This window comes from Aeromicrobium sp. REDSEA-S32_B7, assembly GCF_001626145.1.
GTDB lineage: Bacteria > Actinomycetota > Actinomycetes > Propionibacteriales > Nocardioidaceae > Aeromicrobium > Aeromicrobium erythreum.
This window is the reverse complement of record NZ_LUNF01000214.1, coordinates 1-25,127: the sequence shown is the minus strand read 5'-3', so window position 1 is coordinate 25,127 and position 25,127 is coordinate 1. Positions and strand designations below refer to the sequence as shown.

21 protein-coding genes, 1 tRNA gene and 4 pseudogenes are annotated in these 25,127 nt (G+C 69.4%); 13 read left to right on the top strand and 13 right to left on the bottom strand.

Annotation, left to right across the window (positions count from 1 at the left end; all coding sequences use genetic code 11):
- Positions 1-177: 177 nt before the first annotated feature.
- Positions 178-939, top strand: coding sequence for a haloacid dehalogenase type II (locus A6Q79_RS14140; RefSeq protein WP_288986091.1), 762 nt, complete (start codon positions 178-180; stop codon positions 937-939).
- Here A6Q79_RS14140 and A6Q79_RS14135 read toward each other — a convergent pair.
- The 5 genes from A6Q79_RS14135 to A6Q79_RS14110 all read right to left on the bottom strand — a co-directional run bounded on the left by A6Q79_RS14135 (position 936) and on the right by A6Q79_RS14110 (position 7,650).
- Positions 936-1,784, bottom strand: a complete 849-nt coding sequence (locus tag A6Q79_RS14135; RefSeq protein ID WP_288986093.1) for a metallophosphoesterase — start codon at positions 1,782-1,784, stop codon at positions 936-938. The two genes, A6Q79_RS14140 and A6Q79_RS14135, sit on opposite strands and share 4 nt — an antisense overlap.
- Before the next feature lie 38 nt (positions 1,785-1,822).
- Positions 1,823-3,343, bottom strand: coding sequence for a hypothetical protein (locus tag A6Q79_RS14130; protein WP_369038011.1), 1,521 nt, complete (start codon positions 3,341-3,343; stop codon positions 1,823-1,825).
- A 356-nt stretch (positions 3,344-3,699) separates the two neighbouring features.
- Positions 3,700-4,593: a hypothetical protein gene (locus A6Q79_RS14120; protein WP_288986096.1), complete on the bottom strand. Its 894-nt coding sequence runs from the start codon at positions 4,591-4,593 to the stop codon at positions 3,700-3,702.
- The gene (locus tag A6Q79_RS14115; protein WP_317698648.1) at positions 4,593-7,028 is read right to left on the bottom strand and encodes a cyclic nucleotide-binding domain-containing protein; all 2,436 of its coding nucleotides are present in this window, start codon (positions 7,026-7,028) and stop codon (positions 4,593-4,595) included. The genes A6Q79_RS14120 and A6Q79_RS14115 overlap by 1 nt, the downstream gene beginning before the upstream one ends.
- A gap of 253 nt (positions 7,029-7,281) precedes the next feature.
- Positions 7,282-7,650 (bottom strand): hypothetical protein, encoded by a 369-nt coding sequence (locus A6Q79_RS14110; RefSeq protein WP_317698647.1) that lies wholly within the window; start codon positions 7,648-7,650, stop codon positions 7,282-7,284.
- On the opposite strand from A6Q79_RS14110, the gene A6Q79_RS14105 reads away from it, so the two are divergent.
- The 3 genes and pseudogenes from A6Q79_RS14105 to A6Q79_RS14100 all read left to right on the top strand — a co-directional run bounded on the left by A6Q79_RS14105 (position 7,640) and on the right by A6Q79_RS14100 (position 10,047).
- Positions 7,640-9,106, top strand: a complete 1,467-nt coding sequence (locus A6Q79_RS14105; RefSeq protein ID WP_067860125.1) for a carboxyl transferase domain-containing protein — start codon at positions 7,640-7,642, stop codon at positions 9,104-9,106. The genes A6Q79_RS14110 and A6Q79_RS14105 overlap by 11 nt on opposite strands.
- Before the next feature lie 43 nt (positions 9,107-9,149).
- Positions 9,150-9,557: pseudogene (locus A6Q79_RS18705) on the top strand (hypothetical protein); the annotation flags it as partial.
- Between the two features lie 232 nt (positions 9,558-9,789).
- The gene (locus A6Q79_RS14100; RefSeq protein ID WP_317698646.1) at positions 9,790-10,047 is read left to right on the top strand and encodes a GNAT family N-acetyltransferase; all 258 of its coding nucleotides are present in this window, start codon (positions 9,790-9,792) and stop codon (positions 10,045-10,047) included.
- Here A6Q79_RS14100 and A6Q79_RS14095 read toward each other — a convergent pair.
- Positions 10,040-11,086: an alpha/beta hydrolase gene (locus A6Q79_RS14095; protein ID WP_286690558.1), complete on the bottom strand. Its 1,047-nt coding sequence runs from the start codon at positions 11,084-11,086 to the stop codon at positions 10,040-10,042. The genes A6Q79_RS14100 and A6Q79_RS14095 overlap by 8 nt on opposite strands.
- A 156-nt stretch (positions 11,087-11,242) precedes the next feature.
- Between A6Q79_RS14095 and A6Q79_RS14090 the strand changes: the two genes are divergently transcribed.
- Entirely contained in the window at positions 11,243-13,363 is a 2,121-nt protein-coding gene (locus A6Q79_RS14090) for an RNA degradosome polyphosphate kinase (protein ID WP_286690566.1), read from the top strand.
- 440 nt (positions 13,364-13,803) lie between these two features.
- Here A6Q79_RS14090 and A6Q79_RS14085 read toward each other — a convergent pair whose 3' ends face one another.
- The gene (locus A6Q79_RS14085) at positions 13,804-13,980 is read right to left on the bottom strand and encodes a hypothetical protein (protein WP_317698645.1); all 177 of its coding nucleotides are present in this window, start codon (positions 13,978-13,980) and stop codon (positions 13,804-13,806) included.
- Positions 13,981-14,813: 833 nt separating this feature from the next.
- On the opposite strand from A6Q79_RS14085, the gene A6Q79_RS14080 reads away from it, so the two are divergent.
- The 5 genes and pseudogenes from A6Q79_RS14080 (at position 14,814) to pstB (ending at position 19,751) form a co-directional block, all read left to right on the top strand.
- Positions 14,814-15,725 carry an NUDIX hydrolase gene (locus A6Q79_RS14080; protein WP_286690560.1) on the top strand — a complete coding sequence of 304 codons (912 nt, stop codon included), beginning with the start codon at positions 14,814-14,816 and terminating at the stop codon, positions 15,723-15,725.
- A 127-nt stretch (positions 15,726-15,852) separates the two neighbouring features.
- Entirely contained in the window at positions 15,853-16,950 is a 1,098-nt protein-coding gene (gene pstS / locus A6Q79_RS14075) for a phosphate ABC transporter substrate-binding protein PstS (protein WP_067860133.1), read from the top strand.
- A 94-nt stretch (positions 16,951-17,044) separates the two neighbouring features.
- Positions 17,045-17,911 (top strand): annotated as a pseudogene (gene pstC, locus A6Q79_RS14070) (phosphate ABC transporter permease subunit PstC); the annotation flags it as partial.
- 100 nt (positions 17,912-18,011) lie between these two features.
- The gene (pstA, locus tag A6Q79_RS14065) at positions 18,012-18,965 is read left to right on the top strand and encodes a phosphate ABC transporter permease PstA (protein ID WP_317698644.1); all 954 of its coding nucleotides are present in this window, start codon (positions 18,012-18,014) and stop codon (positions 18,963-18,965) included.
- Positions 18,966-18,971: 6 nt separating this feature from the next.
- The gene (gene pstB, locus A6Q79_RS14060; RefSeq protein WP_067860139.1) at positions 18,972-19,751 is read left to right on the top strand and encodes a phosphate ABC transporter ATP-binding protein PstB; all 780 of its coding nucleotides are present in this window, start codon (positions 18,972-18,974) and stop codon (positions 19,749-19,751) included.
- A 279-nt stretch (positions 19,752-20,030) separates the two neighbouring features.
- On the opposite strand, the gene A6Q79_RS14055 is transcribed toward pstB, so the two are convergent.
- The 3 genes from A6Q79_RS14055 to A6Q79_RS14045 form a co-directional block, all read right to left on the bottom strand.
- Positions 20,031-21,056 carry an inorganic phosphate transporter gene (locus A6Q79_RS14055; protein WP_286690561.1) on the bottom strand — a complete coding sequence of 342 codons (1,026 nt, stop codon included), beginning with the start codon at positions 21,054-21,056 and terminating at the stop codon, positions 20,031-20,033.
- 3 nt (positions 21,057-21,059) lie between these two features.
- On the bottom strand, positions 21,060-21,677 hold the full coding sequence (locus tag A6Q79_RS14050) for a DUF47 domain-containing protein (RefSeq protein WP_286690562.1): 618 nt from the start codon (positions 21,675-21,677) through the stop codon (positions 21,060-21,062).
- Positions 21,678-21,767: 90 nt separating this feature from the next.
- Positions 21,768-21,917, bottom strand: a complete 150-nt coding sequence (locus tag A6Q79_RS14045) for a hypothetical protein (protein WP_169795973.1) — start codon at positions 21,915-21,917, stop codon at positions 21,768-21,770.
- A gap of 147 nt (positions 21,918-22,064) precedes the next feature.
- Here A6Q79_RS14045 and A6Q79_RS14040 point away from each other — a divergent pair.
- Both A6Q79_RS14040 and A6Q79_RS14035 read left to right on the top strand, forming a co-directional pair.
- Positions 22,065-22,137: transfer RNA gene (locus A6Q79_RS14040), tRNA-Lys, on the top strand.
- A 125-nt stretch (positions 22,138-22,262) separates the two neighbouring features.
- Positions 22,263-22,481: a hypothetical protein gene (locus A6Q79_RS14035; protein ID WP_067860145.1), complete on the top strand. Its 219-nt coding sequence runs from the start codon at positions 22,263-22,265 to the stop codon at positions 22,479-22,481.
- A gap of 142 nt (positions 22,482-22,623) precedes the next feature.
- Here A6Q79_RS14035 and A6Q79_RS14030 read toward each other — a convergent pair whose 3' ends face one another.
- Positions 22,624-23,175 (bottom strand): hypothetical protein, encoded by a 552-nt coding sequence (locus tag A6Q79_RS14030; RefSeq protein ID WP_286690563.1) that lies wholly within the window; start codon positions 23,173-23,175, stop codon positions 22,624-22,626.
- 518 nt (positions 23,176-23,693) lie between these two features.
- On the opposite strand from A6Q79_RS14030, the gene A6Q79_RS14025 reads away from it, so the two are divergent.
- Positions 23,694-23,912: a hypothetical protein gene (locus A6Q79_RS14025; RefSeq protein ID WP_286690564.1), complete on the top strand. Its 219-nt coding sequence runs from the start codon at positions 23,694-23,696 to the stop codon at positions 23,910-23,912.
- 185 nt (positions 23,913-24,097) lie between these two features.
- On the opposite strand, the pseudogene A6Q79_RS18700 reads toward A6Q79_RS14025, so the two are convergent.
- Positions 24,098-24,175 (bottom strand): annotated as a pseudogene (locus tag A6Q79_RS18700) (HNH endonuclease); the annotation flags it as partial.
- 172 nt (positions 24,176-24,347) lie between these two features.
- Positions 24,348-25,106: pseudogene (locus A6Q79_RS18695) on the bottom strand (DUF222 domain-containing protein); the annotation flags it as partial.
- Positions 25,107-25,127: the final 21 nt, after the last annotated feature.

Sequence of the window (25,127 nt, the reverse complement as noted above, 5' to 3'; positions counted from 1 at the left end):
ACAAGATGTTCGTCCGCTCGTCCCAGCGCTTCCTCGAAAATCTGGACCGGTGGCACAGGGGCGAAACCGTCGAACCGCAGGTCGACCTGACCCTGGGTTATTGATCGCCCGCACCGTCACCTTTCGATCCTTTCGCGCGAATGGGAAGAAATCTCTCCCATCGTGCAAAGGATTGCCATGCTCCCCGTTCTTCCTCGCCGCACCTTGCTGATCGGCGCCGCGGCTTCGACCGTCGCCGCGGCGCTTCCCGCGCGCGCCGCCGCGGCCGCGCCGATCCGCGCGATCGGCTTCGACGGTTTTCCGATATTCGATCCGCGCGGCGTTGCGGCGCGCGTCAAAGCCATCGTGGGTGACAAGGGAGAGGCCTTCTCGGCCCAATGGTCGGCCAAGCTGTTCGGCTATAGCTGGCTCGAAACCGCCGCCGGCCGTTACCGCGATTTCCGCACGACCGCCGACGCGGCGCTGCGGCACACCGCCGCAGCGATGCAGGTAACGCTGAGCGACGCCGAACGCGCGGCGCTTGTCGGCGCTTACGACGCGCTCGACGTCTGGCCCGATGTTCGTCCGGCGCTCGAAACGCTGCGCGGCGCGGGAATTCGCCTTGCCTTTCTGTCTAACCTCGGCGCCGACTCGCTCACCGCCAACATGCGGCGCAATGACATCGCCCATTATTTCGACGCGCCGCTCAGCACCGACCGCGTGAGCGCTTTCAAACCGTCGCCCAAGGCCTATGCCATGGCGCTCGATGCGTGGGACATTCCGCGCGAACAGATCGGCTTTGCGGCATTCGGCGGGTGGGATGCGGTGGGCGCGACCTGGTTCGGCTATCGCACCGCCTGGGTCAACCGCTTCGGCGTCCCCGCCGAACCGCTGGGCGTCGAACCGGCGATCACCAGCCGCGGCATCGAAGGCGTGCTTGCCCTTGCCGGGCTCGTCTAAACCGGCCGCTCGGCCTTCAGTTCGCGCACCAGCGGTTGCAACCGCGCGTCATATTTGGCGAGCATCGTGTGCGCGCCGGCATGGTCGTAAAAGCTGACGAGCTCGCGGCCGTTCCAGCGATGGAGCGCATAGGCCGGATCCTCGGCCACGATCATCGGGCGGTCGTCGGGATGATTTTCGTCGATCGGGCGCAGGTCGAGCGACACTTGCGGCGCGGTCGACGAACAGATCGCGACCGTCCGCCCCTCCCACGCAACGGTAACGCTGCGATGCAAATGGCCGCAGATCAGGCCGCGGACATGGGGATGGCCGCGCACGACATCGGTGAAGCGATGCACCCACGGTTCGTCGGGATGGGTGTTCATCCACTCGATGCCGCTCTCGACCGGCGGATGGTGCATGACGATATAGGTCGGCTTGGTCGTATCGCGCGCGAGCTCGGCGTCGAGCCATGCGGCGCGCGCGTCGCAAAAGGCGCCGCCGTGGCGCCCTTCCTCCAGCGTGTCGATCGTGACCAGCCGCACGTCGGGCAATTCGATCGCATATTGCACGAAACCATTGCCGTCGTCGAAGCCCGGAAACTGCGCGTGGAAATTGTCGCGCAAATCATGGTTGCCGACGCTCGGCCAGACCGGAAAGGGGCAGCGCGAAAAGGCGGTGGCGAGCCGGCGATAGCTGTCGGCATCGCCGCGATCGGTGATATCGCCGGTCGCGAGCAACAGGTCGGGCCGGTTCGGGCCCTCGATGAGCACGTCGAGCACATCGTCGAGCCGCTTGCGGTTATATTCGGCCGGATTGTCCGGATCGAACCCGATATGGATATCGGTGATCTGGGCGATCAGCATATCCGTCCCCTGCTGGGCCTCTGGCGGCCTTCAATATCTCACCCGCCCCGCCTTGCCCCGTGCAAGGAAGGTGTGCGCCACGTCACATCATAAAGGCCCCGCCCCTCGGTGCCTGTGATCAGGCTCACATCATAGATAGCAGCCAGAGGTTTATGCGTGATTGCCGCGCTGTTAACCTTCCGCTGACGGGCGGGCATCCAGGGTTTGCCGCCGTCCGAATGATATTCGTGGCACATGGCGCACGGCGATTCGGTCGCGGTCTCGACCTTCACCAGCCGCGCGCCGCCCTCGCCCACATGGCAGTCGCGGCACTGGCGCAGCCCCGGCACCAGCAGGTCGCTGGCCGCCTTCGAACCCGGCGCGGCGGCGTGGCAGTCGGCGCATTTCGTAGCCTTGTGCGCATCGTGATCGAACCAGCCCTTTTCCAGATAGCGCGGGGTCTGATTCACCGCCATCACCCGCCAATTGTTGCCCGATGCGGGCGCGAAAATCGTGTGGCAGTCGTAACAGGCCCCGCCCTTGGAAAAGACCGCGCGCACCGCATCGGCGGCGCGATTGGGCCGCACCGCGACCTCGCGGAAATAGATATTGTAAAGCTGACCCTCGGCATATTGGCCGGGTCGCCGCCGTTCCATGCCGCCGAGTTGCAGCGGCCGGCTCGGCGGGGTCGAGCGATAATAGGCGTATAGGTCCGCCACCACCTGATCGGGCTCGCCATGGCGCAGCGTGCGGGTGACGCCGCCGACGGTTTCGAAGGCCAAGCTGTGGCACATCGCACAGTCGCGTTCCATCACGACGGGTTTGATCCGCACCCCGTCGGCGTCGGGGCGGTGGCAATTCTGACATTCGAGCTTCTTGCCGAAATCATATTGGCCGCGGAAACTTGCCGCCATCCGCGCCACCCCGCCGTTCGCGGCGAGATGGATGTCATGCGGAAATTTCAGGCCGTCATAATCGACCAGAGGCCCCGTGCCGGGCATCGCCCGCGCCAGCTTGGCGCCCGGCGCCGCGCGGACGAGCGGGCGGAATTCGGGATGCGCGGTGCCAAAATCGCCGGCATCGGCGACATCGACCTTGAACCCCGCCGCCTTGAGCCGCGAAGCCATGCCATCGTGACAATCGGCGCAGAATTTCTGCGGCGTCGGCGGCATCGGCCCCGCGCCTTCATGTTCGGTATGGCATTCGACGCAGCGCCCCTGCGGCTTGTTGAACGCCTTGGCGAAGCCCGCGAGGACTTTCTCGCCGACACCCGGCGGGTGCCGTGCGGCGAGCAGCATCGCGGTCGAGGCATCGGCATGGCTCGCGCTCATCGCCTTATGCTCGCCCGTGTGGCATCCGACGCACGCCTTGTCGGTTACTGCGACGAAGGCATCGACATGGCAGGCCTGGCAATCATTCTTCAGGCTGGCGTGCGCGCTCGACAGCGGCCCCGACAGCCACGCCTTGTCGGCATGATAGCCCTGCGGCCGGACATCGACGCTGCGATAGCTGTGCCAGGCCCAGATCGGCCCGACCAGAAAGGCGAGCAGCACGACCAGCGCAAAGGCCCAGGCGCCCATGCGGCGCCCCGGCATTACCGAGAAGGATGATATTCTCCCCTTCGCGCGCGATTGTCAGCCGGTGGCCGCCAAAGCGCAGCTCGGCCCCCGCCGCGCTGTCGATGTCGGCGGTGTCGAGCGTCCGGCCGTTGAGGTCGAACCCCAGCCCCTCGCTCGCCTGCACCCGCACATGGCGGCCGTCGGCGCTGCTGATCGTCGCATGCTGCGGGTTCACCGCCAGATCGGCGACGTGGATCGTGTTGCCGCCGTCGCGGCCCAGCGTGATGCTGGTGCCCGGCAGCGGCTGATCGCGAACGATCTGCTTGCCCGTCTTGGTCGTCGAGATGCGGCGCAGGATGAAGCTCATGATGCCCGCCTCACCAGTAAAAGAAGACGCTGATGATATGTGCCGACAGCGCCGCGATCAGCGCGAAGGTCAGCGGCACATGCACATAGAGCCAGATTTCCAGCATCGCCCGGATGCGCAGGTGGGCGCGCAGGCGGGCCAGCGCAGCCTCCTTCTGCGAAAGCAGTCCGATGACCTTCTGCCGCGCGTCGGCGTTGCCCCCGTGCGAGAGCGACAGCGCGCGCAGCGCCGCCGCCGTCGCGTCCTTCGGATAGCGCCCGGAAAGACGCGCCCTGATACCTCCCGCAAAGGGATCTTCGTCGAGCGAGGCGAGCACCGGCGCCGTGTCCTCCGGCGACAGCGGCTGCGCGGCGGCGTGCAACTGGCGGTCGAAGGCGCGGATCGCCTCCAGCATCTGCATCTGCGTCATCTCGTCGCGATTGTTCGATAGAGCGGCGGGCAGCGTCGCATAGACGATCACGCCATAAAGCCCCGACAGGATGACCAGCATCATCAGCGCCCAGGCGAGCGTGTGGACGTTCCAGCCGAGCTGGAAACCCGTGTGCCAGGTGCCGATGACGACCAGGCTCAGACCCAGATAGACATGCGCCGACGTCCACGCCTTCAGCGACCAGGCGTCGCGCGTCATCTTGCGCTTGCGATAGCCGAGCGCGGTGAGCCAGAGGATCAGCAGCGCACCGATGGTGCCGAGCGTATAGCCGTACCAGCTTCCGCCATTGGGCCGCGGCGTCACATCGATCAGCGCATAGGAGGTGATGACGAGCAGGCAGAGGCCGCCCGAAATCTTTGCCCAGCGGAAATTGGCGTAGCGCAGAAAGCCCTCATGCTTGCGCTCGCGGACGCGTTCGGTCTGGGTGCCCCGGTTGCGGCGGCCCAAAAGCCTTCTGGGAAACAGACTCGCCATCAGCCCGCATCCTCCTCGAGCCGCGCGATCGACAGAAACTCCTCGGGCGACACGCGGATCGCGGCACCCGTCGGACAGGCGCGAACGCAGGCCGGCCCGCCCGCAATGCCCTTGCACATGTCGCACTTCACCGCGATTTTCTTGGGCTTTTCGTCGCCGAGCTTTTTCTTGGTCCATTTGGGCGACGGTTCGCCCGGCCCCGGCCCCTTGCCGAAGAGCAGCCAGCTAAGCAGCCCCGGCTTCGGCGGCGGCGCGGCCTCCATGCGGATCACGCCATAGGGACAGTTGCGCATACAGTTGCCGCAGCCGATGCAGCCCGGTTCCATGAATACCTCGCCGTCGGGGCCACGGTGGATCACGTTCGGCGGGCAGTCGGCCATGCAATGCGGATGTTCGCAGTGACGGCAGCTTGTCGGCACATGCAGATGCGCGAAGGTCTTGCCCGCCTCGCGGTCGAGCCGCGACAGTCCCTCGTGGCTGTCGGCGCACGCCTTTTCGCAATTGTCGCAGCCGACGCACAGATTTTCGTCGATCAGCAGCGCATCGGTCGCCTCGCCCAGCCCCTCCTTCATGATGAAGCTGGCGGTGTCCGAATAAAGGTCGACCGCGCTCGAATAGCTCGCCTTGCGCGATTCGATGAAGGCGTTCATCGCCGCGCGTTCGGCGACCGCCGCCTCGGTGGCGGCGCGCACCTGCGGCCGCGCGGCGAGCATCTTGCGAAAGCTTTCGCCGGTCAGCTTGATGACCTCGCTGCCGACCGCGGCCTTGACCGTCGCATTGCGCGGCTCGCCGCTGAGCACGCCCATCTCGCCGAAATAGCTGCCAGCGGGCAGATAGCGTAGGAAGATCGGCTTGCCGCCGATATCCTTTTCGACGACCATCGAGCCTGACCGGATGACATAGACATCGTCGCCCTGCTCGCCTTCGGTCACGACCACCTTGCCCGCGGGCACGCGCACGACCTCAGCCTGGTCGACGACCTCCTGCAGATCATCGACGATCAGGCCGCCCTTGAAGATTTGCAGCAACTGGCGTTCGAGCGAGATGCGGTTGATGACGCGCTTCGCCCCCGGCACTGCAGCCATCAGCTTGAGCGCGGCGGTGCGCGACACCTCGACGAAGATGCTGTCCTCGCCGGCGCGGATCGTCGCGCCGCGCTTGCGGCCCGAGATCAGCCCGACCTCGCCGAAGATCGACCCCTGTTCGATCGGCACCGTGACGCCGGGCGCCACTTCCACCTCGGCATGACCGTCGGCGATCGCAAACAGCGACGATCCCGGCTCGCCCTTTTCGAACACCACCTCGCCGCGGCGATAGAAGGCGACCTTCGAATCGAGCATGAATTCGCGCATCTGCAGCGGCGACACATCGGCGAAGATGCGGACCCGCGTGCGCAGATAGTCGAGCCATTCGCTGACCGATTTCTTCTGCGGCAAATCGGCAAAGATCGCCGCCAGATCCTTTTCGTCGGCCGGGGTCAGCGCGCTGTTGCCGTTGATGAACTCGACGACGTCATAGCCCTGGTTCATGCAATGCTTGATCAGCGGATAGCCCGCGAGTGCGCCGATCACGAAGATGCCGGGCACCGTCGATTCAAAGGTCGGGGACAATTTTGGAAAGGCTTCGCGGTCCGGGCCGGTGAATTCGATTCCCATCGATTCGACAAAGCCGCGCGGCGCAACCGACCCCAGCCGCGCGACGATCACGTCGCATTCGATCCGCTCGTCGCCATTCGGCGTTTCCAGCGTCAGCCAACCGGGTTCGACCAGCTTGGGTTGCGTTTCGGTGCGGATCGACAGAAAGCCGTTCTCGCCCGCCTCCATCATGTCGGAGACATTCTTCGCCTTGGCGCGCGCGAAATCCTTCGACCGGTTCAGAATGGTGACGGTGTTTTCCAGCGCTTCCTCGGCAACGCCGAGCGCATTCTCGATCCCCGCATCGCCCGATCCGACGACCGTAATATGCTGGTTCTTGAAATCCTCGGGATCGTCGACCTGATAGATGATGTGCGGCAGATCATATCCGTCGCAGCGCAGGCGATTGGGATTGCCCTGCGTGCCGATGGCGAGGACGATATTTTCTGCCGCGATCACCGTGCCCTTGGCGGTCTTGATCGAAAAGGCGCCCTTCTGCCCCGATACCTCGACGACCTCGGCCTGATAGGCGACATTGACCCCGTTGTTCGCGGCATCCTGATCCCAATTGCCCAGGATCGTCTCGCGCGCCCCCTCGGCGAAGCGGCAGTCGGACCGCAAATCGAGCCGTTCGGGCGTCGCAAGGACGCGCTTGCCCTTCTGATATTTGAAGATCGTATCCGAAAGATGGTCGGTCTTTTCCAGCAGCACATGCGCCAGCCCGAGCTGCGCCGCGCGCGCCGCGGCGCTCAGGCCGGCGGGCCCCGATCCGATGACCGCGACCTTGACCGCGTCGCTCATGCGCGATCGCTCCGCGACCCGTCGTCGCGCCCGTCGCCGTCGCTGCAGATGACCATGCGCACCAGCATCCCTTCCCCCTCTCGCCGGCCCCATTTGGCGATCAATTTACGGATGCGACCCGGACTTATGTCCTGGAAGGTTAGCTATGCCCCTGAATGCGGGAAAAGGTCAATGCGGGAAAAGGTCGACCGGCGACGCGCGCACCGCGGTCGGCGAACATGATATTGAAGCGCTAAAGACGCGTCTTGGTCGGTCAGGCGATCTCGAACATCGCGGCAATGCGATCGGACGCCACGGGCTCGCACCGCGTCCAGCCTTCCGGGCCCAGCTTTTCCAGCGGGCGGAAGCGCGCCTTATACGCCATGCGGGCCGATCCTTCGATCCAATAGCCCAGATAGACGTAAGGCAGCCCCGCCTTGGACGCGCGGCGGATATGGTCTGCGATGATGAAGGTGCCCAGCCCCTCGCGCAGCGGATGGGCGGCATCGAAGAAGCTGTAGATCATCGACAGGCCGTCGCCCTGACGGTCGGTCAGGCAGCAGCCGACGAGCCGGCCGCGCGCCGCAGCACGTCGGTGCCCGGGCCGGGCGCCCGCGCGTAGCGGACGCCGGATGGACCGCATCAGCGCGCTGGACCTGGTCGCGCTGGTCCTCGACGAGGGCACCTACGAGTCCTGGGACCAGCCGATCGACGTGTCCGGATACTCACCGGACTACCGTGCGGCCGTCGAGAAGGCGGCACAGCGCTCGGGCTGCGACGAGTCGATCATCACCGGTCGCGGTCTCGTCCGCGGCCGCCCGGTCGCGTTCGTCCTCAACGAGTTCGGGTTCCTCGCCGGCTCGATCGGTCGTGCCGCGGCACAGCGCATCGTCTCGGCCGTCCGGCGTGCCACGGCCGAGGGCCTGCCGCTGCTCGCCTCGACCGCCTCGGGTGGCACGCGCATGCAGGAGGGCACGCCCGCGTTCGTGCACATGGTCGACATCTCCCGCGCGATCATGGACCACCGCGCCGCCGGCCTGCCGTACCTCGTGCACCTGCGGCACCCGACCACGGGCGGCGTGTTCGCGTCGTGGGGGTCGCTGGGCCACATCACGGTGGCCGAGCCCGGCGCTCTCGTGGGGTTCTTGGGGCCGAAGGTCTACGAGCTGCTGGAGGGGCGACCGTTCCCGTCCGGGGTCCAGGTCAGCGAGAACCTCGCCCGACGCGGCATCGTCGACTCCGTCGTGCTGCACGAGGAGCTGCCGTCCGTCGTCGACCGTGCGCTCGGCCTGCTCGTCGACCCCGTCACCGACGCGACCCGCACCCGACGTCCGGGCGTCGAGCCGGGCACGCCGCGGCGTCACGGCACGTGGGAGTCGATCGAGATCACCCGCGCCGAGCCGCGGGTGGGCGCGCGCGACGTGCTGCGCCACGGCAGCGACGCCACCGTGCGGCTCCAGGGCACCGAGGAGGGCGAGCGCGACACCGCGATGCTGGTGGCGTTCGCCAGGCTCGACGGCGTGCCGTGCGTGGTGGTCGGGCAGGACCGCACCACCCAGACCCCGGCCAACCCGATGGGCCCGGCGGCGCTGCGCGAGGCGCGGCGCGGCATGCGCCTGGCCGCCGAGCTGGGCCTGCCGCTCGTCTCCCTGATCGACACCCCGGGCGCGGAGCTGTCGCCCGGCGCTGAGGAGGGGGCGATCGCCGGCGAGATCGCCCGCTGCATCGCCGCGATGTCGACGCTGGAGGTGCCGTCGGTGTCCGTGCTCCTCGGCCAGGGCAGCGGAGGCGGGGCCCTCGCCCTGCTGCCCGCCGACGTCGTGGTCGCCACCGAGAACGCGTGGCTGTCGCCGCTGCCGCCCGAGGGGGCCAGCGCGATCGTGCACGGCGACGTCGACCACGCACCGCAGATGGCGCAGCAGCAGCGCGTCTCGGCCCTCGACCTGCAGGAGACCGGCACCGTGCACCACGTCGTGCCCGAGCCGGAGGACGACTCGCCCGAGGCCCTGGCGCGTGCGGTCGCGGCGGAGGTCGGCCACCAGCTGCGCGGGCTGCTCGACGCCCGCGGCGCGAACGGTCTCCCCTCGACCCACGCCTAGGCTGGGGCGGGTGAAGAACTCTCGCGACCGTCGGTACGGCGGCATGGTGCTCGTCTGGACGGTCGTCGGCGTCCTGTTCACGTTCGTCACCGGCAACCCTGTCTGGGCCGGCGCGTTCCTCGCGATCGGCGTCGCGCTCGCCGAGTCCCAGCGCGGCGAGACCGAGCCCACGACCTCCACCCCGGCAGCCCCCGCCACCGCCGGCGAGGAGCCCGCGGACGACCACGAGCTGCTGGCCCTGAACCACGCCGCCCACCAGACCGACGGGGTGGAGCCGTTCAACGAGGCCACCCGCCTCGCCGTCGGCGCCGGTGACCCGCTGCGCGTCGACCGGGTGCTCGACGGTGGCGTCGCAGCCGCCGTCGCCGTGGGCGACGCTCCGGTGGAGCTCGCGGTGCACCCCGACCACCGGCGCCAAGGTCGCGGTCGCGCCCTCGTGAGCGAGCTGCTCGACGCCGGGGAGCACCGGTTCTGGGCGCACGGAGACCTGCCCGCGGCGCAGGCGCTCGCGTCGTCGCTCGGGCTCGAGCCGGTCCGCACCCTGCTCGTGCTGCGCCGCGAGGGCGGCGAGCCGGTCGTCGAGCAGGTCCCCGCCGGCACCACCATCCGCACGTTCCGGCCCGACGACGCCGACGCCGTCGTCCGCGTCAACGGTCGCGCCTTCGCCCACCACCCGGAGCAGGGTGCGATGGACCGCCCCCGCCGGGGGCGAGCCGCCGGTCGGCGAGGTGTACGTCGTCGGCGTCGATCCCGACCACCACGGCGGCGGGCTCGGCACGGCGCTCACCGCCCGCGGGCTGCGACACCTGGCCGATTCGGGCGTGGACGTCGTCGACCTCTACGTCGAGGGCGACAACGGCCCCGCGCTCGCGGTGTACCGCAGGCTCGGCTTCGTCGAGCGGGCGCGCGACGTGCTCTACGCGCGGCCCTCGGCTAGCTGAGCCCGCGCTGCAGGGCCGCCGCAGCGCGACGCATGGCGCGCGGCGCCGAGCGCCCGATGCCGACCATGTTGGCGAAGCCGTGGATGAGCCCGCTCTCCTCCACGTGCTCGACCTGCACGCCCGCCGCGCGCAGGTGCTCGGCGTAGGCCGTGCCCTCGTCGCGCAGCGGGTCGAAGCCGGCGGTCACGACGTAGGCGGGCGCCACGCCGTGCGCGTCCTGACGCAGCGGTGAGAGCCGGTCGTCGGCGCGGTCCTCGTCGCCCGCGAGGTAGTTCTCCTCGCACAGGTCCATGAACGCCTTGGTGAGCAGGAAGCCCTCGCCGAGACGGGTCCGGCTGGGCCGCTCCTCGACGAAGTCGGTGGCCGGGTAGATCAGCAGCTGGAACGCGGGCGCGACGACGTCGTCGGACCGGGCCGCGTGCTGCGCGACGAGCGCCGACAGGTTGCCTCCGGCGCTGTCGCCGCCGATCGCGATCGCGCCCGGCTCGATGCCGAGGCCCGGCGCGTGCTCGGTGACCCACCGCCACGCCGCCCAGACGTCGTCGAACCCGGCAGGGAACTGCGCCTCGGGAGCCAGCCGGTAGTCGACCGAGACGACCCGCACCTGCGCCTCCTCGGCGAGGAAGGAGCACACGGCGTCGTACGCGTCCAGGTCGCCGTAGACCCAGCCGCCGCCGTGCAGGTAGACGAGCGCCGGCGACCGGCCGCTGAGCCCGCGCGGCGTGTAGAAGCGCAGGCCGACCGGACCCTCCGGCCCGTCGATCGTGCGGTCGGTGACCGCGCCGACGGGCTGACGACCGCCCAGCATCCGGAACGCCTCGGTGTACACGCGACGGCCGCGGGTGATCGACAGCGTCTCCACCGCCGGACCGTTGAGACCCATCACCCGCAGCAGCAGCTGCATCTCGGGGTCGAGCGTGCGCCCGTCGACCTCGACCGGTCGGCCGGCGAGCCGCCGGACGGCCGGGGTCGGGAGGGAGAAGAGGGCCTGGGCACCCTTGGCCTGCACCAGCGCCAGCAGGTCCGACGTCGTCACCATGCGCGCAACATAGCGCGCCACCGCCCCCGACGGGGCGCTTCGCCACGCAACGCGGCGACCCCGTCTGCCACGCCCTGCGAGACGGACAGCTGCGTCGTTCAGACGACGTTCACGTCGTCTTGCCACAATGTCCGCGTGGACACCACCGATCTGGACCTGCCTGCGGTCGAGAACCCCTCGTCGCCCGACGAGTTCGACGTCGACCCGCCGTACGAGCCCGTCGACGACGCGCTGCCGGCCGACCGGTTCCTCGACCGGGAGCTGTCGTGGATCGCGTTCAACGCCCGCGTGCTGGAGCTCGCCCAGGACCCCCACCTACCGCTGCTCGAGCGGGTGCGGTTCCTGTCGATCTTCGGCAGCAACCTCGACGAGTTCTTCATGGTCCGCATCGCCGGCCTCAAGCGCCGCATCGCGGCCGGCGTGGCGGTGCCGTCCGCGAGCGGCTTCCACCCCAAGGACGTGCTCGCCAACAGCCTCGAGGCCAGCCACCGTCTGATGGTCGAGCAGGCGCGGACCTTCGTCGACGACGTCGTGCCCGCGCTCGCCGACGCCGGCATCCACCTCGTCCGCTGGGACGACCTCGACGCGCAGGAGCGCGAGGAGGTCGCCGCCACCTACCGCGAGCGCGTCTTCCCGGTGCTCACCCCGCTGGCCGTCGACCCCGCCCACCCGTTCCCGTACATCTCGGGCCTATCGCTGAACCTCGCCCTCGTCCTGCGCAACCCCGAGACCGGCAAGCAGCACTTCGCGCGGGTGAAGGTGCCGCCGATCATCGACCGCTGGATGGTCACGAGCGCCGGCCGCCACGTGCCCCTCGAGGACGTCATCGCCGCGCACCTCGACCTGCTGTTCCCGGGCATGGAGATCGTCGCCCACCACGTCTTCCGCGTGACCCGCAACGAGGACCTCGAGGTCGAGGAGGACGACGCGGAGAACCTCCTCAAGGCGCTCGAGAAGGAGCTGCTGCGCCGTCGCTTCGGCCCGCCGGTGCGCCTGGAGGTCGAGGAGTCGATCGACGAGGAGGTGCTCGACCTGCTCGTCACCGAGCTCGGCATCCGCCACGGCGAGGTCTTCCGCCTGCAGGGTCCGCTCGACCTGCGCAGCCTCGGCGAGATCGCCGACCTGGACCGTCCGGAGCTCAAGTTCGACCCGTTCGTGCCCGGCACCCACGAGCACCTGGCCGAGGTCGAGACCGCCAGCCCGGCCGACCTGTTCGGCACGCTGCGTCGGCGCGACGTCCTCGTGCACCACCCGTACGACTCGTTCGCCACCAGCGTGCAGAGGTTCATCGAGCAGGCCGCCGCCGACCCGCACGTGCTCGCGATCAAGCAGACCCTCTACCGCACGTCGGGCGACTCGCCCATCATCGACTCGCTCGTCGACGCCGCCCGCGCCGGCAAGCAGGTGCTCGTGCTGGTCGAGATCAAGGCGCGCTTCGACGAGCAGGCCAACATCCGCTGGGCCCGCAAGCTCGAGCGCGCCGGCTGCCACGTCGTGTACGGCCTCGTCGGCCTGAAGACGCACTGCAAGCTGGCGCTGGTCGTCCGCGCGGAGCCCGACGGCCTGCGCCGCTACGCCCACCTCGGCACCGGCAACTACAACCCGAAGACGGCCCGCCTGTACGAGGACTTCGGGCTCCTCACGAGCGACCCGGACATCACGAACGACCTGCTCGAGCTGTTCAACTCGCTGTCCGGGTTCGCGCAGCAGGGCGACTACCGGAGCCTCATGGTGGCGCCGTCGGGCCTGCGCGAGGGTCTGCTCGAGCGCATCCACCAGGAGATCGCCCATCACCGCGCCGGCCGACCCGCAGGGATCGCGTTCAAGGTGAACTCGCTCGTCGACGAGGCCGTCATCGACGGGCTGTACGAGGCGTCGCGCGCGGGCGTGCCCGTGCGCCTGGTCATCCGCGGGATCTGCACCCTGCGTCCGGGCGTGCCGGGGCTGAGCGAGAACATCGAGGTCCGCAGCGTCCTCGGTCGCTTCCTCGAGCACAGCCGCGTGTACTGGTTCGGCGGCGGAGGCGAGCCGGAGGCCTGGATCGGGTCGGCCGACCTGATGCACCGCAACCTCGACCGTCGCGTCGAGGTGCTGGTGCGGGTGCCGAGCGAGGAGCACACGCAGGTGCTCGGCGACCTGCTCGAGCGCATGGCCGACGACGAGACCAGCTCCTGGCACCTCGGCGCCGACGGCACCTGGACCCGCCACCCCTCGGGCCGCGACGTCCAGGCCGAGCTCATCGCCCGCGCGAGGAAGCGCCGCAGCCGCCTCTCCTGACAGCACCGCGTCACCCGACCCCCAGCGTCTGCGTGGGGTGGTCTCGATACGTCACCTCACGTCTCGTCCCTCGGCGGAGGCGACTACTCGACCAGCGGAACCCACCGCTGGTCGAGTAGCGGCACGCGCGACGAAGGAGCGCCGTGCCGCGTATCGAGACCACCCGGCAACGGCCCAGCGCGAGCCGGCTCCCAGCGAACGCCCAGAGTGGTCTCGATACACCTCCCCTCGCTGGCGCTCGTGGAGGCACTCGACCAGCGGAGGGTTCCGCTGGTCGAGTAGCAGGGACGAGCGTGCGAAGTCCCTGCGTATCGAGACCACCCGGCAACGGCCCAGCGCGAGCCGACCCCCAGCGAACGCTTGGAGTGGTCTCGATACGCCACCGCCAGCTCCTTCGTCGCAGCGTCGTCTACTCGACCAGCGGAGGGTTCTGCTGGTCGTCAGCAGGCGGCGAAGAGGAGGGCGCCGGTGCCGAGCATGAGGACGGTGCCGTCGGCGGAGCGGTCGAAGGACAGGCTCACGGTGGCCTGGTCGACCGCGACCTCCGGGTCGCGCAGCTCGTCCTCGACCTGGCCGGAGCGTCCGACGAACGGACCCGTGGCGAGCCGTTCGCGCACCGGCGCCTGACGACGCGCACGGGCTGTAGACGTAGCCGGCGAGCCGTCCGGCGCGCGCCTGGGCGGCCTCCGCCTGGTCCGCCGACTCGGCCGGGACGGCCGCGTCCTCGCACCCGAGCGAGCCGGCCTGCAGCAGCACCGTGTCGGCGTCCGCCAGCGGCGCGGCCGTGTCGACAGCGCGACGCACCGACGTCAGTGCGGGCGCGCGACCCGTCGCGGCACGGACGACCTTCTCGACCGCGGCGGAGTCCGACCCCGCGACCAGCAGCCCGGCGCGCCGCAGGAGCCGCACGTCGGCGAGCTGGTCGCCCAACCCGGTCGTCCCCAGCACCTCCGCCGACGCGGTCCAGCGCCCGCCGCCCGCGTCGGCGAAGCCGGCGCGCCGGAAGCCCGCCTCGAGCCGGCTCCAGGACAGGTCCGGACCTGGCGCGACGACGAGCACGCCCGCAGCCGTCGGGTCCTGCACGTACGCCTCCCACGCCACGTCGTCGCTCGACCAGCCGAGCGCGTTCGGGACGGCGTCGCCGAGGTCGTCGAGCACCGACCGGGTGGTGAGGTCGCGCGCGCCGGGGTCGTCCGAGCCGACGTCGCGGATGCGCTGCCAGTCGGTGAGGCCGAGCACGGTCGTGCCCGCAGGGGCGGCAGCGAGGGCGGCAGCGAGCGGGCTGCGCACCTCCGCCCGGGCGGTGCCCGAGACCCACCAGCCCGCGGCGATCACGACGGCCAGCACCACGACCGCGACCAGCGGGTCGCGCACCCGTCGGAGCACCGCACACCTCCTCGCGCATCGGCCCGTCACCGTCCGGACACCTAGGACGTGAACAATACGAGGCATGGCACGTGAACGTCCGCTGACCGCCGCCGGAGCCGTCACCTGGAGGCGCTGCGCGCCGCGTCCGGGCTCGTCGGGGAAGCGGGGCGTCGAGGTGCTCCTCGTCCACCGTCCGCGCTATGACGACTGGACCTTCCCCAAGGGCAAGCCGGACCCGGGCGAGGACCTCGTCGCCACCGCCGTGCGCGAGGTGGCGGAGGAGACCGCCCAGCTCGTCCGGCTCGGCCACCCGCTCCCCGACACCCGCTACCGCGTGGCCGGCGGCCCGAAGCGGGTGAGCTACTGGGCGGCCCGCGTGGTCGGCGAGACCGCGACGCCCTTCACGCCGAACCGCGAGATCGACGACCTGCGCTGGGTGCGCCCGGGCGACGCCCGCAGGCTGCTCAGCTACGAGCACGACCTCGACCTCCTCGACGCGTTCCTGGCCCTGCGTGACGTGAAGGCGCACCGGACCCGCACGCTCGTGGTGGTGCGTCACGGGAAGGCGAAGGCGCGTGAGCACTGGCGTCGCGACGACCTGCTGCGTCCCCTCACGCCGAGCGGTCGTGGCCGGGCCGACGCCCTCGTGCCGCTGCTCGAGGCCTATGGCGTGCGCCGGGTCGTGTCGAGCCCGGCGCGACGCTGCGTCGACACCGTCGCGCCCTACGCCGAGCACCACGGTCTCGAGCTGCGGCACGACGCCCGGCTGTCGGAGGAGACGACCGAGGACGACGTGCGTCGCGCGGTCGCCGACGTGCTCGCGGAGAAGTCGCCGGCCGTCGTCTGCGGACACCGGCCGACCCTGCCGTGGGTCTTCGAGGCCCTCGGGCTGGACGCTCCGGAGCTGGCTCCGGGCGAGGGCGTGGTGCTGCATCTGCGTCGAGGCGTGGTCGTCGCAGATGAACCGTTGGGGAGACCTGCATCACCCCGCTGACCTGCGACGGGAGCCCATCCTTCGCTCGTCGTTCACCCTGCGTTCACCCACGGAGGACCCCCGATACACCTCTGCTCCTTAGCGTCGCCGACGACAGAAGCCTGTGATCATCGAAGGGACACCCCCTGTGAACCGCACCACGCTGCGCGTCGCCGCCCCCGCGGCGCTCGCCCTCACCCTCGCTCTCGGACTCTCCGCCTGCGGCGCGTCCAACGAGGGCGGCTCGGGCTCCGGCTCCGACTCCTCGCTCTCCGGCACCCTCAACGGCGCCGGCGCCAGCTCGCAGGAGGCCGCCGTCGACGCCTGGACCGCCGCGTTCCAGACCGCCAACAGCGACGTGACCGTCAACTACGACCCGGCCGGCTCCGGCGCGGGCCGCGAGCAGTTCATCGCCGGCGGTGTCGACTTCGCCGGCTCCGACGCCTACCTGGACGACGACGAGCTCGCGCAGGCCAAGGAGCGTTGCAACGGTCCGGTCGTCGAGGTCCCCACCTACGTCAGCCCGATCGCGGTCATCTACAACCTCGACGGCGTCGACGACCTGCAGCTCTCCCCCGCCACCATCGGCGGCATCTTCGAGGGCAAGATCACCAAGTGGAACGACGCGGCCATCAAGGCCGACAACCCCGACGCCACGCTCCCGGACACCGACATCACGCCGGTGCACCGCTCGGACGACTCGGGCACCACGAAGAACTTCACCGCCTACCTCGACGCCGCCTCCGGTGGCTCGTGGACCGGCGGCGAGGTCGAGACCTGGCCGATCAAGGGTGGCGAGGCCGCCCAGGGCACGTCGGGCGTCGTCCAGTCCGTCACCAACGGCTCCGGCACGATCGGCTACGCCGACGAGTCGCAGGCCGGCGACCTCGACAAGGCCAAGGTGAAGGTCGGCGACGAGTACACCGAGGTCACCCCCGAGGCCGCCGCCAAGGTGCTCGACACCGCCACGCAGGTCGAGGGCCGCGACGCCACCGACATCGCGCTCGACATCGACCGCAAGACGGAGGAGTCCGGGGTCTACCCGATCGTCCTCGTGTCGTACATGATCGGTTGTGAGTCCTACGACGACGCCGCCAAGGCCGACCTCGTCAAGGGCTGGCTCGAGTACGTCACCAGCGAGGAGGGTCAGAAGGAGGCCGCCGACAAGGCCGGCTCCGCCCCGCTGACGTCGGAGTTCTCGGGCAAGGTCGCCGAGGCCGTCAAGGCCATCAAGGCCGCCAGCTGATCGGATCCGGTCCCCGCCGCCTGTCCCTTCGAGGGCAGGGGCGGGGACCGGACCTGCTCCACCACCACCCCTCCAAGCACTGGGAAGGACCGTCGTGACCTCGCAGCTCGCCCCCGAGCCCGCCAAGGCCCGCCGAACCCCGACGCGCCCCGGCGACCGAGTGTTCTTCGGCATCTCCTTCGGCGCCGCCCTCGTCATCCTGCTGACGCTCGCGGGCGTCGCCATCTTCCTGACGGCCGAGGGCATCCCCGGCGTCACCGCCTCGGCCGACGAGGTGAAGAGCGGGCTCTCGTTCCCCGCGTACGTCGGCCCCCTGATCTACGGCACGCTCCTCGCGGCCGTCATCGCGCTCGTGCTGGCCGTCCCCGTGGCGATCGGGGTGGCGCTGTTCATCTCCCACTTCTCGCCGCGTCGGCTCAGCGCGGTCTTCGGGTACGTGATCGACCTGCTCGCGGCCGTGCCCAGCGTCGTCTACGGCGCCTGGGGCATCATCTTCCTCGCGCCGACGATCGTGCCGTTCTACCGCTGGCTGTTCGAGAACCTGGGCTTCATCCCGCTGTTCGCGGGCCCGCCGTCGGCCACCGGCAGCACGATCCTCACCGCCGGCATCGTGCTCGCGATCATGGTCCTGCCGATCGTGACCGCCATCTGCCGCGAGATCTTCCTGCAGACGCCGCGCCTGCACCAGGAGGCCGCGCTCGCGCTCGGCGCGACCCGCTGGGAGATGGTCCGCATGGCCGTCTTCCCCTACGCACGCTCGGGCATCGTCTCGGCGTCCATGCTGGGTCTCGGCCGCGCGCTGGGCGAGACCATGGCCGTCGCCATGGTGCTGTCGCCCGCGCTGGTCGTCACCCCGAACCTCATCAGCTCGACCAACCCGAACACCATCGCGTCCAACATCGCGCTCAGCTTCCCCGAGGCCAGCGGACTCACGGTCAACGCGCTGATCGCCTCCGGCCTCGTCCTGTTCGTCATCACCTTCGCCGTCAACTTCGCCGCCCGCGCGATCGTCGACCGGCGCAAGGACTTCTCGGGAGCCGGGCATCGCCGCCACCGTCGCGGTGCTGGGTGCCCTGAGCAGCCTCGGCATCGTCCGCGGTGTGCTGCTGGGCTGGCTGCTCACGTTCGCGCTGCCGATCTGGTCGCGCGTCGTCGAGGGCTCCCGCAAGGCGACCGACCGGCTCGTCACGCTGCTCGTCTACTCGGCGTTCGGCCTCGCGCTCATCCCGCTCGGCAGCATCATCTGGACCGTCTTCTCGCGCGGCCTGTCGGTGATGTCGGGCGAGTTCCTGACCTTCTCGATGCGCAACGTCGTCGGCGAGGGCGGCGGCATCTACCACGCGATCATGGGCACCCTGCTGATCACCGGGGCCGCGACCCTGATCAGCGTCCCGATCGGCCTGTTCACGGCGATCTACATCGTCGAGTACGGCGACGGGAACCGGGTCTCCAAGGGCATCCGCTTCCTCGTCGACGTGATGACCGGCATCCCGTCGATCGTGGCCGGTCTGTTCGCCTACGCCCTGTTCGTCCTGTTCTTCGGCGAGGGCGTCCGCATGGGCATCGGCGGCTCGGTGGCCCTCTCGGTGCTGATGATCCCGGTGGTCGTCCGCTCGAGCGAGGAGATGCTGAAGCTTGTGCCGAACGAGCTGCGCGAGGCGTCGCTCGCGCTGGGTGTGCCCCAGTGGCGCACGATCGCCAAGGTCGTGGTGCCGACGGCACTCGCCGGTATCGTCACCGGTGTGACCCTCGCGATCGCGCGCGTGATCGGCGAGACCGCTCCCCTGCTGATCATCGCCGGCGCCACGGACTCCACGAACTTCAACCTGTTCGACGGACGCATGGCCACCCTGCCGGTGTTCGCCTACACCTCCATCCGCTTCCCGGGCGTCCCCCCGGAGTTCAGCATCGACCGAGGGTGGGGCGCCGCGCTCACGCTGCTCGTCATCGTCATGCTGCTGAACCTCGTCGCCCGGCTCGTGTCCTTCTTCTTCTCTCCCAAGGGCGAAAGGTAAACCCCGATGGCCAAGAGCATCGACGTCTCCGACCTCAACATCTACTACGGCGACTTCCTCGCCGTGGAGGGCGTCAACATCGCCATCCCGGCGCGGTCCGTGACCGCCTTCATCGGCCCGTCGGGCTGCGGCAAGTCGACCTTCCTGCGGTCGCTGAACCGCATGCACGAGGTCATCCCCGGCGCGCACGTGCAGGGCAAGGTGCTGATCGACGGCGAGGACCTCTACGCCGACGAGATGGACCCGGTGAACGTGCGTCGCATGGTCGGCATGGTCTTCCAGCGTCCGAACCCGTTCCCGACGATGTCGATCTACGACAACGTCCTCGCGGGCCAGAAGCTGAACAGCAAGCGGATGAAGAAGTCCGAGTCCGACGCGATCGTCGAGCGCTCGCTGCGCAGTGCCGGCCTGTGGGCCGAGGTGAAGGACCGTCTCTCGCGTCCCGGCTCGGGCCTGTCGGGCGGTCAGCAGCAGCGTCTGTGCATCGCGCGGGCCATCTCGGTGGAGCCCGAGGTGCTGCTCATGGACGAGCCGTGCTCGGCCCTCGACCCGATCTCGACGAGCGTCATCGAGGACCTGATCCACGAGCTCAAGGAGAAGTACACGATCGTCATCGTCACCCACAACATGCAGCAGGCTGCGCGGGTGTCGGACGAGACGGCGTTCTTCAACCTCTCCGGTGTCGGCAAGCCCGGCAAGCTGGTCGAGTCGGGCCGGACGGAGAAGATCTTCTCCAACCCCGACGAGGAGGCCACCGAGGCCTACATCCAGGGTCGGTTTGGCTGACCCCGACGGGCGCTCAGCGCCCGAGCGGGTCAGCCAGGTCGAGTGGTGCGCGCCGAAGGCGCCTCGCTATATCGAGACCTAGGAAGAGTCCAGACCCCCGCAAGCCCACGACGCCCGCTCCCCCTCCCGGGAGCGGGCGTCGTCGCGTGTGGGGGAGCAGATTCCCAGGTCGACCTGGGAATCTCCCACTTGGCACGGTTTCCTCAGCCGCGCACGGAAAGCAAGCCGTGCACATCACCGATTCCCAGGTCGACCTGGGAATCTTCCACAGGGCGCCAGCTAGGGGAGGAAGAGGCGGGCGACGAAGTAGAACGCGGCCGCCACGCCGGCGGCGGCCGGGATGGTGACGATCCAGGCGGTGACGATGCCCTTGGCCACGCCCCACCGGACGGCGCTGAACCGCTTGGTGGCGCCGGAGCCCATGATCGCCGAGGTGATCGTGTGGGTCGTCGAGACGGGGGCGTGCAGGCCGATGGCCATGACGTACAGGACGGTCGCGGCCACGCCCTCGGCGGCGAAGCCGCGGGGCGGGTCGAGGTCGATGATGCGACGGCCGAGGGTGCGCATGATGCGCCAGCCGCCGGAGTAGGTGCCAGCCGCGATGGCGGAGGCGGCGGCGACGATGACCCACAGGGGCACGTCGGAGCCGTCTTCGAACCCGCCGGCGACCAGGGCGAGGACGATGACGCCCATCGTCTTCTGCGCGTCCTGCAGACCGTGGCCGAGCGACATGCCCGCGGCGGAGACGGTCTGCGCGTGCCGAAAGCCGCGGCTGACCTTGCCGGGGTTGGCGCGCCGGAAGATCCACATGATGGCGGTCATCAGGGCGAACGCCCCGACGAAGCCGATGAGCGGCGAGGCGACCATCGGGATGGCGACCTTCTCCACCAGCGTGCCCCAGTCGACGGTCGTCGACGACGCCGCACCGGCACCGACGATGCCTCCGATGAGGGCGTGCGACGACGACGACGGGATGCCGAAGTACCAGGTGATGAGGTTCCAGGTGATGGCGCCGACGAGCGCGGCGAGCACGATCGTCAGGCCGTGGGCGCGGTCGATGGACACGCCCGACGACACCTGGGAGTCGATGTCGATGATGCCTTGGATGGTCTGCGCGACGCCCACGCCGAGCAGCGCACCGACGAAGTTGAGGACGGCGGCCATGGCCAGCGCGATGCGCGGTGTGAGGGCGCGCGTGGAGATCGAGGTGGCGATCGCGTTGGCGGCGTCGTGGAACCCGTTCGTGTAGTCGAAGACGAGCGCGATGACGACGACGGCGATCACCATCGCCAGGACGAGGTCCATGGCTCAGGACTCCTTGACGGCGATCTGCTCCACCGTGTTGGCGACCGACTCGAGTGCGTCGATGGCGTGCTCCAGGGAGTCGACGACGTCCTTGAGCTTGAGCACCTCGAGCGACTTGTAGCCGCCGCCGAAGAGGTCGGCGAGGATGCGTCGGTAGGAGCGGTCGCCCTGGTTCTCGAGCCGGTTGATCTCGATCCAGTACTCCTCGAGGTCCTTCATGGTGCGCAGGCGCGGCATGGCCTCGGCGGTGAGCTGGCAGGCGCGCTGGAGCACCTCGACCTGCGCGGCCAACTGCGCGGGCAGCTCCTTGATCTCGTAGAGCCCGATGAGGTCGACGGTCTCCTCCATGAAGTCCATGACGTCGTCGAGGCTGCTCGCGAGGCGGTAGATGTCCTCACGGTCGAACGGGGTCACGAACGTGGAGTTGACCCGCTTGACGATCTTGTGGGTCGTCTCGTCGGCCTGGTGCTCGGCGTCGCGCATCTGCTCGGCGAGGGCGGTGCGGTCGACGTCGGGGTCGAGCACCTGCGCGAGCAGGTTGGCCCCGTCGACCAGGTGCGACGCCGACTCGGCGAAGAGGTCGTAGAAGGTGGTCTCCACCGGACGGATGCGGAATCGCACTCCAAGGCTCCTGTCGGGTCGGTTCAAGCCGAGACAACTGTAGGTGCTGGCGTTCACCGGGTGTCAATCGGCTGGACTCCCGAGAACGGGTCAGTGGACGTCGAGGCCGAGGAACGCGTCGATCTCCGCCTGCGACATGGGCGTCTCGCGCCCGGACGCGGCGATGATGAGCCGGCTGGTCAGCTCGATCTCGTCGAGCACGTCGTCGTCACGGAGACGATCGTCGAGGGGCTCGAGCACGAGAAGCTCCACTGCTGGCAGGGGTGGGGAACCGCCGGGGGACGGTGCTTCCAGGGTAACGCGCCGTCTTACCTGTCGGGCCGGCTTCGCACGATTGGGGCGCCCGCCCCACGTCCCGTCCCGACGCTGGCAGACTGGGCCTCGCCAGGGCCTCTAGCTCAACTGGCAGAGCAGCGGACTTTTAATCCGCGGGTTGTGGGTTCGAGTCCCACGGGGCCTACCGATGCCGTCGTTCTCGTCGCGCCCGAAGCGGATCCGGCGCGGCGAGGCCGAACCGAGAGCGCCCCTGCTCTGTCGTCCGGCGACGACGCAACGCGCGACGCGGAAGTGCGGGATGGTTGTTCCATGGAGATCGAGGCCTTGGGTCGCGCAGGGAACGTCCAGCTGGCTCGAGACCTCGGACGGAAGTTTCCCGGACTGTTGATCCAAGGAGACACGTTGCGGATCTTGCTCTCCGACTTGGAGGAAGAAGCCCCGGAGAGCTTCGCACTAGAGACCGTCCGGGACTGGATAGCCACGTACGAGGAGCTCATGGCTCAGCGTGGCCTGAGACTGCCGTACTGATCGGCGACGACACGACGGCAGGTGAGCGGTCGACCGCGCTCGCCGCTCCGATCGCCGAGGCGCGGAACTCCGCCGACGAGCACCTGCTCAACGCCCAGCTCGAGCCGGGCACCTTCCCGCGCCGCGGACGTCGCGGACGGAATCACTGCACCTGCGACCAGTCCATGGCGAGGACGTCGTCGATCACTGCGACGTACTGGGAGCGGTCGAAGCGGGCGGACCAGACCTCGGCGTTGTAACCGGCGAACGGCTCGTACGTGACCTGCCAGCCGATCTCGCGCCACTCGACCGCGTCGTCACCGACGACGACCTCGGTCGTCAGCGCGCCGCAGTCCAGGTCCCCGCAGGGGCACTCGAGGAGCACGACGCGACCGTCCTCGAATGCGGGTCCGAAGGGCGCCCACGGCGTCCCCTGACGCCCGAGCAACCGGTCGAGTCGGGTGCGTTCGAAGCGCGGGACGAACGTCGGCAGATCGGAGCGGTCACCGCGCAGACGCAGCAGCAGCTCGCGCCGCTGGTCCTCGTCCGCCGCAGCGTAGAGGGGCGTCGTCGAGGTGGGGTCGCCGACGATCTCCCCGAGAGGAACTCCGTTGATCGTCCACTCCAGGACTGCCGTCGCAGACTCGTCCTGTCGCGAACGCTGGTCGCCGTCGAGGAGTGCGACGCGACTCGTCTGCACGCCCAGTCGATCCATGACCGAAGGCTAGGGCTCACCGGCCTGCGTCGCACCCACCGGACCGAACGCTCGCCACGGCCAAGACCGCGTACCGCCGCAGGACAGCTGCCGTCATTGACAAGAAGCGTCGGACGCGGCCATCCTGGTCGGTTGCCTCAGCCGAGGGGACGGCGCGCGGCTGTCTGTCGCCCGCCCTCATCTCGTGAACGAGGTCGACACATGTCCAGGAGAGCTCGACGGTCGGCCCGCCGAAACCCGACGTACGTCCCGCCACTGCGGTTCTGGGTCGGTCCCAGCGGTGAGATCGGCTACCCGCCCGACCTGGCGGGCTGGCCCGCGCCGCGCTCGTCAGGTCCAGCACAGCCCGCGCTCCCCCGCACCGAGGTCACCGGTGTGGAACCAGGGTCGCTGGCGGACGCTGCGGCCAGCGGCGACCGGCCGACCACCTCCTGCCCGACGGCAGCCAGCCGTACACCCACCACCTCCGCATCGAGCACTTCGCCTACACCTTCGTCCCCGTCCCGACCCTGACGCTGGTGCTGCCCCCGTCGTCGGACGACGGCCCGTCGACGCGGGTGCGATTCGTCGACGCGGTGGTGACCGACTGGACGACCGAGGCGAGCTACTCCCCCGACGACCCGAACGACGAGCTGTGCGAGCTCCGGTGGGACGGGTGGCGGACGTTCCTCCTCGACTTCCTGAGCTTCAAGATCATCGTTCGCGCGGGCCGTCTCGACGTCGAGGTGATCGAGTAAGCCCCGGCGAGCTGGCTGCGCACCGCCACCACCGTTCGAGCAACACGTCTCTCGTCGTGCCACCCGGCTGAGTGCCGTCGAGGTCAGCCGGCTCGGGTGCGACGGGCGTTGGTGCGTCGGGTGCGCAGGGTGCGGTGGGTCTGGTGCGTGTCGGGGTCGATGGTGAAGAACCCCTGGTGCACCGCTGCGTGACATCTCGGACAGAGCCCGATGAGGTTGGCGAGGTCGGTGGGGCCGCCGTCGGACCAGTACTCGATGTGGTGGACGTGGACGACGGGTCCGTGGCAGCCGGGTCCGGCGCAGGTGCCGCCTTGTGATGTGGTGGACGTGGACGACGGGTCCGTGGCAGCCGGGTCCGGCGCAGGTGCCGCCTTGTCGGTTGACGACGGCTTTTCGTTGGTGGGGTGTGGCGAGGCGGTGGGTGCGGCCGACGTCGAGGACGGTGTGCTTGCCGGCGGTGAGGATGGGGGTGATGTCGCTGTCGCAGAGCATCTGCTGCAGCTGCGTGGGGCCGATGGTGCCGAAGCCGGCGAGCTCGGCGGTGGCGGTCTCGGGGTTGTGAGCGAGGTCTTCGAGGTCGGCGGTGAGGGTGACGTGGGGTCGGACGCCCTTGTCCTGGGGCAGACCAGAGTCGAGGATCCCGGTGAGGAGCTGGTCGAGGGCGGTGACCCGGCGGATGCTGGCGGGTCGGTCGTCCTCGGCGCAGGTGGGTGCGGAGAGGGACTGCAGGACGGTCTTGAGCTTGGTGCCGGTGTCGAAGGGCAGGAACCCGGTGACGGCGACGCCGTCGCCGACGACGGAGACCTTGAGGTCGTGCTGGTCCATGCCCTTGATCCAGGCCTCGTCGAGGTCGTCGGGGTGGGCGGTGGCGCGCAACTTCTTGACGGCTTGACGCACGGTCGTGGGTGCCGCGTGGGTGGCCAGGTCGAGCAGTGGGTTCATGCACTGCTCGACGACCATGGGGTCGATGTGCTTGGCGGCGTAGGTGAACGCGTCGACGTGGTCCAGGGAGACGGCACCCTCGACGGCCAGTGACTCCAGGTCGGGCATGTCCCGCAGGGTCCGACTGGAGCGGACCAGCTGGCCCGCCTGTCTGCCGTCGAGGTGCAGCTGGTCACGCAGCCAGTTCTTCAGGCTCGAGCAACCCTCGGCCTCGAAGTCGCGGTGCTCGTCGACCTCCGCGACCAGGACCACCTTCTCCGCGTCGATCGCGTT

What these genes read in the sequence shown, in the direction of transcription:
- A6Q79_RS14140 (WP_288986091.1), top strand. Translation starts at nt 178, where the DNA reads ATGCTCCCCGTTCTTCCTCGCCGCACCTTGCTGATCGGCGCCGCGGCT.
- A6Q79_RS14135 (WP_288986093.1), bottom strand. Translation starts at nt 1,784, where the DNA reads ATGCTGATCGCCCAGATCACCGATATCCATATCGGGTTCGATCCGGAC.
- A6Q79_RS14130 (WP_369038011.1), bottom strand. Translation starts at nt 3,343, where the DNA reads ATGGGCGCCTGGGCCTTTGCGCTGGTCGTGCTGCTCGCCTTTCTGGTC.
- A6Q79_RS14120 (WP_288986096.1), bottom strand. Translation starts at nt 4,593, where the DNA reads ATGGCGAGTCTGTTTCCCAGAAGGCTTTTGGGCCGCCGCAACCGGGGC.
- A6Q79_RS14115 (WP_317698648.1), bottom strand. Translation starts at nt 7,028, where the DNA reads ATGAGCGACGCGGTCAAGGTCGCGGTCATCGGATCGGGGCCCGCCGGC.
- A6Q79_RS14105 (WP_067860125.1), top strand. Translation starts at nt 7,640, where the DNA reads ATGGACCGCATCAGCGCGCTGGACCTGGTCGCGCTGGTCCTCGACGAG.
- A6Q79_RS14110 (WP_317698647.1), bottom strand. Translation starts at nt 7,650, where the DNA reads ATGCGGTCCATCCGGCGTCCGCTACGCGCGGGCGCCCGGCCCGGGCAC.
- A6Q79_RS14095 (WP_286690558.1), bottom strand. Translation starts at nt 11,086, where the DNA reads ATGGTGACGACGTCGGACCTGCTGGCGCTGGTGCAGGCCAAGGGTGCC.
- A6Q79_RS14080 (WP_286690560.1), top strand. Translation starts at nt 14,814, where the DNA reads ATGGCACGTGAACGTCCGCTGACCGCCGCCGGAGCCGTCACCTGGAGG.
- pstB (WP_067860139.1), top strand. Translation starts at nt 18,972, where the DNA reads ATGGCCAAGAGCATCGACGTCTCCGACCTCAACATCTACTACGGCGAC.
- A6Q79_RS14055 (WP_286690561.1), bottom strand. Translation starts at nt 21,056, where the DNA reads ATGGACCTCGTCCTGGCGATGGTGATCGCCGTCGTCGTCATCGCGCTC.
- A6Q79_RS14035 (WP_067860145.1), top strand. Translation starts at nt 22,263, where the DNA reads ATGGAGATCGAGGCCTTGGGTCGCGCAGGGAACGTCCAGCTGGCTCGA.
- A6Q79_RS14030 (WP_286690563.1), bottom strand. Translation starts at nt 23,175, where the DNA reads ATGGATCGACTGGGCGTGCAGACGAGTCGCGTCGCACTCCTCGACGGC.